The organism is Psychrosphaera sp. (assembly GCF_982872775.1).
The window spans coordinates 5,090-10,960 of the sequence record NZ_CEYNSH010000064.1; the positions used below are offsets into that span (position 1 = coordinate 5,090).

The 5,871-nt window shown below is 40.4% G+C and carries 5 protein-coding genes; 3 read left to right on the plus strand and 2 right to left on the minus strand.

The window, feature by feature from the left end; all coding sequences use genetic code 11:
- The coding region (locus AC4E96_RS13290) for a TonB-dependent receptor (protein ID WP_490256160.1) at positions 1 to 1,682 on the minus strand (1,682 nt) is incomplete at its 3' end.
- A 299-nt stretch (positions 1,683 to 1,981) separates the two neighbouring features.
- Between AC4E96_RS13290 and AC4E96_RS13295 the strand changes: the two genes are divergently transcribed.
- Complete coding sequence (locus tag AC4E96_RS13295) at positions 1,982 to 3,211, plus strand: NupC/NupG family nucleoside CNT transporter (RefSeq protein WP_490256162.1); 1,230 nt, start codon at positions 1,982 to 1,984, stop codon at positions 3,209 to 3,211.
- Between the two features lie 166 nt (positions 3,212 to 3,377).
- On the opposite strand, the gene cysB is transcribed toward AC4E96_RS13295, so the two are convergent.
- Positions 3,378 to 4,352, minus strand: coding sequence for an HTH-type transcriptional regulator CysB (gene cysB, locus AC4E96_RS13300; protein WP_488033330.1), 975 nt, complete (start codon positions 4,350 to 4,352; stop codon positions 3,378 to 3,380).
- A gap of 218 nt (positions 4,353 to 4,570) precedes the next feature.
- Between cysB and AC4E96_RS13305 the strand changes: the two genes are divergently transcribed.
- Together AC4E96_RS13305 and AC4E96_RS13310 are read left to right on the plus strand one after the other, a co-directional pair.
- Positions 4,571 to 5,332: a hypothetical protein gene (locus AC4E96_RS13305; protein WP_488033329.1), complete on the plus strand. Its 762-nt coding sequence runs from the start codon at positions 4,571 to 4,573 to the stop codon at positions 5,330 to 5,332.
- A 6-nt stretch (positions 5,333 to 5,338) separates the two neighbouring features.
- A complete protein-coding gene (locus AC4E96_RS13310) occupies positions 5,339 to 5,779 on the plus strand; it encodes a GNAT family N-acetyltransferase (protein ID WP_490256161.1) in 441 nt (146 codons plus the stop codon).
- Positions 5,780 to 5,871 lie beyond the last annotated feature (92 nt).

The window sequence follows — 5,871 nt, forward strand, 5'->3', positions numbered from 1 at the left end:
TTACCACCAACTGCCGTTAACTGAATGTCATCGATTGTGTAGTGGAATACTGCACCGTTTAAGCGAACTGTGTTGTCTAGTAAATCTGATTTGAAACCAGCTTCATAAGACATAATTGTTTCAGCTTCAGCAACAGAAGGTGAACCAAAGAAAGCAACGTCACGACCTTGAATTGATTGTGCACGGAAACCGTTTGAAACGCGAGCGTATACGCTTAAGTCACGGTCTAACTTATAGTTAGCCATACCTTCCCAAGACCATTGACCGTCATCAACTGAGATTGGGTCGATTGTTTCAGGACGGAATGATAAGTCTGCAAATGGGCTCGCACCAACATTGCGCTCACCAATTACAGCAATTGACTTCTCATCGTATGTGTAACGTAAACCACCAATGATAGTTAGATTGTCATCTACTTGATAAGTCGATTGACCGAATACCGCCCAAGTTGAGTTTTCGTGTGCAACTTCTGATGCACCAAGGAAGCCATCGATAGTTTCAACATTGAAAGATGAGTCAAAGAAGAAAGCACCTGTCTGCCAAGTCAAATCACCAGCGCCATTACTAGAGAAACGAATCTCTTGAGTAAATTGATCAAGGTCCTTCATTCTATCTTCAGTAACTGCGTCAAAACGTAAAGTACCTGGTCCCATGCTTGGTGCAAATGGAGAACCGAAACCACCATCGATGTCACCTTTGCTTCGACCTTCTGCAGTTTCCATCGCAGTGATTGAAGTGATAGTGAATGCACCCATGTCGTAGTTTAAGTTAACGCTCCAACCGTCCGCATCATATTCTTGAGGGTTGTTGTCGCCTGCGTCATATTGAACTGCGTCACGATCATAGTTTTCGTTCAATTCGTTGCTACCAGCCGTTAGGATGTTCGCACGCATAATTGATGATGTACCTTCATAAGAACGGCTATGTAGGTTGAATAAAACGTCAAGGTCAGCAGTTGGGTTATATGCTACTTGAAGACGGAAAGCTTGGTCTTCAAATCCACCCATTGCGTCGTTTTCACCAGTGAAGGTGTTATCAATCCAATCGTCTTTAGATTGATTTAAAACTGAAAGTCGAGCGTTAACGTTGTCTGATAGCGCACCACCAACAGCACCTTCTAAGTTAAGAAGGCCATAGCTGCCAGCGCCTGCTTTAACGTAAGCGTCAAAATCTTCGCTCGGCTTACGGCTTGTAAATTTAATGATACCAGCCGTCGTATTACGTCCAAATAGAGAGCCTTGTGGGCCACGAATTACTTCTACTTGTTCAATATCGAATAATGGAAAGCTTTTTAAAACTACGTTTTCCATTACCACGTCATCCATGATGATCGAAACTGGCTGAGATGCTGCTAAGTCGAAGTCTGAGTTACCAAGACCACGCATGTAGAAGCGAGGAGCGACACGGCCATTTGAAGACTCTGCATAAAGTCCAGGTACACGTGTTGCTAATGAAAGAATGTCATCGCCTGCCGCAAACATGTTTTCAAACTTTTCGCCTGATAATGTCGCAATCGAAACAGGAACATCTTGAATAGATTGTGAACGTTTTAATGCCGTTACGGTAATCTTTTCTAGTTTCGATTCGTCAACGTTTGCTGTTTCTTCAGCAGCAAAGGCACTGTTAGAGATAGACGCTAACAACGCAGCTTGGATGCTAAGAGCTAATGCAGCCTTTTTCATAGTTAAATCCCGAGTTTATAAATTGGAAGTTCAAATCTAATCAGACACTTACCGTATTCACCGTATTAAAAGCGGACGATTTGTCTGACCAGAAAACATAAGCGCGCGTATTGTAATTTATTTGAAACAATATGTTTAGATATTTTTGCTATTTGTGTATTAATTTATTACAAAAAAACTATTATCAGTATTTAATTTGTCTCAAAAGTTAACAAAATGCTTGAATCATTTTGTAATCTGCCTATGATCCCTGACCCTGAAAAAAGAATATCTATTTGTTAGGAGCAATTTTTGTGGATATCGATTGGTTAAGAAGTTTAATAGGAATCGCAGTTTTACTGGGATTGGCGTTTGTTTTATCCACAAACCGTCGTGCTATTAACAAAAGAACCGTCATCAGTGCGTTTTTGTTACAGTTTGCACTTGGCGCTATGGTTTTGTATTGGGAGCCAGGTAAAGACATTTTATTAAGCGTATCTTCGACGCTGTCTAATGTATTTAATTATGCAACAGATGGCATCTTGTTTATGTTTGGTGACCAAATTGGTGGAAAAGAGTTGGGCTTTATCTTCGCTGTGCATATTTTGCCAGTGATTGTTTTCTTCTCTTCACTTATTGCGGTCCTCTATTACTTAGGTGTAATGGGTAAGTTAGTCAGTGTCTTTGGTGGAGCACTAAGAAAGATTACTGGAACGAGTAAACCTGAGTCCATGTGTGCCGCTGCGAACATTGTTGTAGGTCAAGCAGAAGCTCCGCTAGTCGTTAAACCATTCCTTAAAACAATGACACGCTCTGAACTATTTGCTGTAATGGTAGGCGGTATGGCAACGGTAGCCGGTGCAATCATAGCTGGCCTGTCGAGCATCGGTGTTGAACTTAAATACCTTATCGCTGCTAGCTTTATGGCGGCACCAGGTGGTTTGTTAATGGCTAAGATGATCTTGCCAGAAACAAATACTGACGACATTAAAAACGACCTTTCTGAACTTAAACTAGAAAAAGCGGGTCACGTTAATGTTATCGACGCAGCAGCTGATGGTGCCGGCGAAGGTATGAAATTTGCTCTTTCAATTGGTGCAATGCTAATCGCATTTATCGCACTTATTGGTTTAGTTAATGGTGTTTTAGGCTCAGTTGGCGGTTGGTTTGGCTATGAAGAGCTAACTTTACAAATGATCTTGGGTTACATCTTTAGCCCAGTAGCGTTCATTGTTGGTGTTCCGTGGAGCGAAGCACAGATTGCTGGTTCTTTCCTAGGCCAAAAGCTTATTCTTAACGAGTTCGTTGCCTACTTAGACTTTATTAACCACAAAGAAAACTTAAGTGAAATGACACAAGTTATTGTCACGTTTGGATTGTGCGGTTTTGCTAACCTGTCATCTATTGCCATCTTAATTGGTGGTGTAGGTAGCATGGCGCCAGAGCGCCGTCATGACCTTGCTGAATTAGGTTTGAAAGCAGTTTTAGCAGCGACATTAGCTAACTTAATGAGTGCAGCAATCGCTGGCTTGTTTGTCTCACTGACTTGATATAGTACGTGAATGGGTTATCAAACTATTGATAACCCTTAAATCACTGTTAAATAAAAAAGGCTATCCATTGATAGCCTTTTTTATTAGGATTTTTCAAAGAGCTGTCACTCTATAAAATCAAGCCTCATATCATTTCTAATACCTTACCGCACAGGCAAAAACCTTATCGAACCGGTAAGGTCACTGTCGAAAACATCTTATCGATTTCTTCTTGGTTTTTAAGTAAACACGCTTTTTCAACCACATCTCGAGTTAAGTGCGGCGCAAATCGCTCAATGAAGTCATACATATAAGTACGTAAAAAACTGCCTTTTCTAAAGCCGATTTTGGTTGTGGAAGATTCAAATAAGTGTGAGGCATCAATCGCTACTAAATCTGTATCTTGTTCATCCATCGCCATTGTCGCAACAACACCCACGCCAACACCTAAACGAACATAGGTCTTAATAACATCGGCATCGGTAGCGGTGAAAACTATTTTGGGTTTTAGTCCCTTGTTAGCAAAGGCAACATCAAGCTCAGAGCGCCCCGTAAATCCAAATACATAAGTGACGAGGCTGTACTCTGCTACATCTTCAATCGTAATTGGCGCTGTTAGGTTCGCAAGAGGATGATCTTTTTTCACCACAATCGAACGGTTCCAGTGGTAACAAGGCAACATAACTAAGTCGTTATAAAGGTGCAGTGCTTCAGTAGCGATAGCAAAGTCTGCATCACCTTTAGCTGCGGCATCTGAAATTTGTGAGGGAGTACCCTGATGCATGTGAAGTGATACTTTAGGAAATTTTTCCATAAAGCCCTTAATCACAGGTGGTAATGCGTATCGAGCTTGGGTATGCGTCGTTGCTACATTCAATGTACCTTGGTCAGGTAAATTATGTTCACGAGCAACCTGCTTAATACTGTCAACCTTACTTAGAATATCTCTGGATAATTCAATTATTTCTCTTCCTGAAGGAGACACATGAGTCAAATGCTTACCTGAGCGACCAAAAATCTGCACACCCAACTCATCTTCTAACATACGTACTTGCTTGCTGATACCCGGCTGCGATGTATACAAACTCTCGGCCGTTGCTGATACATTTAAATTATGGTTTTCCACTTCTACTATGTAACGCAGTTGTTGGAGCTTCATATTACCCTCTTCCTAATTCAGACTCATTCAGCCTTATTCTAAAAATATATACATATTGTCTCATTTATTCCATTATTTTTTAGTGAAGTCACCTTTTTAAAACACTACCCTATCCCATTATTTTTGTTTAAGATGCAGGTTAAAGCGTTTTAATCTAAGCTAATTGTTTGTCGATAATTGATTTTTTGAGACTCGGCTTAGTGATTTGAGGAAATAATATGTTAGTGGCCATCGTAGTTGGCTTAATTCTTGGGTTGGTTGTTATCGTTTTAGTAACCAACACAATGCAGCAGCAAAAAAAGAAACAAGAAGAAGAACGCCGCAAAGAAATGGCAAAGTATCGTGCCATTATCGACGAGACTGAAGAGATCATCGTCAATGCCGCGGGTATTCCGCTGTCCCTAGAAGGCTATAACATTCTTTATAATCGAGTTTTAATGGCTCTTAAAGGAATGTTGGAACAAACCCCAGGACACAAAGACGTACTAAACCGTATAAGCCAAGTACAAGAAAAAATGGAATCCGGCGACTTTCCAATTCGAGATGCTGACTCTGCAGAGATTCCTGATAATGACAAACAACTCATCGCAATGATCCAGGGAATCAAGAAATTCCGCATGATTCTTCGCTCCGAACACAGCAAGGGACGAATTTCTAGTGAATTATTTGTAAAAGAAGACAAAAAAATAGAAAAGCTACAACTACGTATCAATATCGAAGCACAATTGAAGCGCGGTAAGATGGCTCTATCTAAAAATATGTCTGGTTCGGCTCGACAGTACCTTGAGAAAGCCTATGCCACTCTAAATGCGCAAAAATATCAAGACGAGTATATCACTACACGTAAAGCTGAAATCGAACAAATTTTAGAACAAATCGCCAAAGACTTGAAATCTGCAAATTTAGACTCTGTGAAGAAAAAAGAAGCAGAAAATAAAGATGATCTAGACGAGTTATTTGCACCTAAGAAAAAATGGTAATCTATTTTGTATCGGATCGAAACTTATAACGCCGACAATCAGAGAGCGGTAAACAAGTTTTACAAACTCCACAAACAAAATGTAAATGCGTCCAAAAAAGATCGCATAGTCATTGCCTCTTCCGAAATTGGTAATCAAATAGTCGGTGTATCGATGGTGAGAGATTACGGTACTGAAGACCAGCCGGTCTGGTTGCTCAGAAGTGTCTTCGTCACACCTCGAATGCGCAAACTCGGTATTGCTACTGACCTTATTAACGAGGCGATAGCTGCCATTGATGATGTTGTCTATACCCTTTGTGAACCAGAACTAAAAAGGTTGTATCAATTAGCTGGTTTTGAGCCTTGCCAGAATTGCCCTACTTTATTACTTAATTTAAGAACAAAAAAAGACCTAACATTTTTAGTTAGGCCTTTAATCACTGCCAATGACGACTTAGCTTACTAAGCGACGTTTTCAACTTTACAGTTGTAATTCTAGCTTTGGTAATGCATCAAAAAGATCGGCTTCCAACCCATAGTCTGCGACTTGGAAAATTG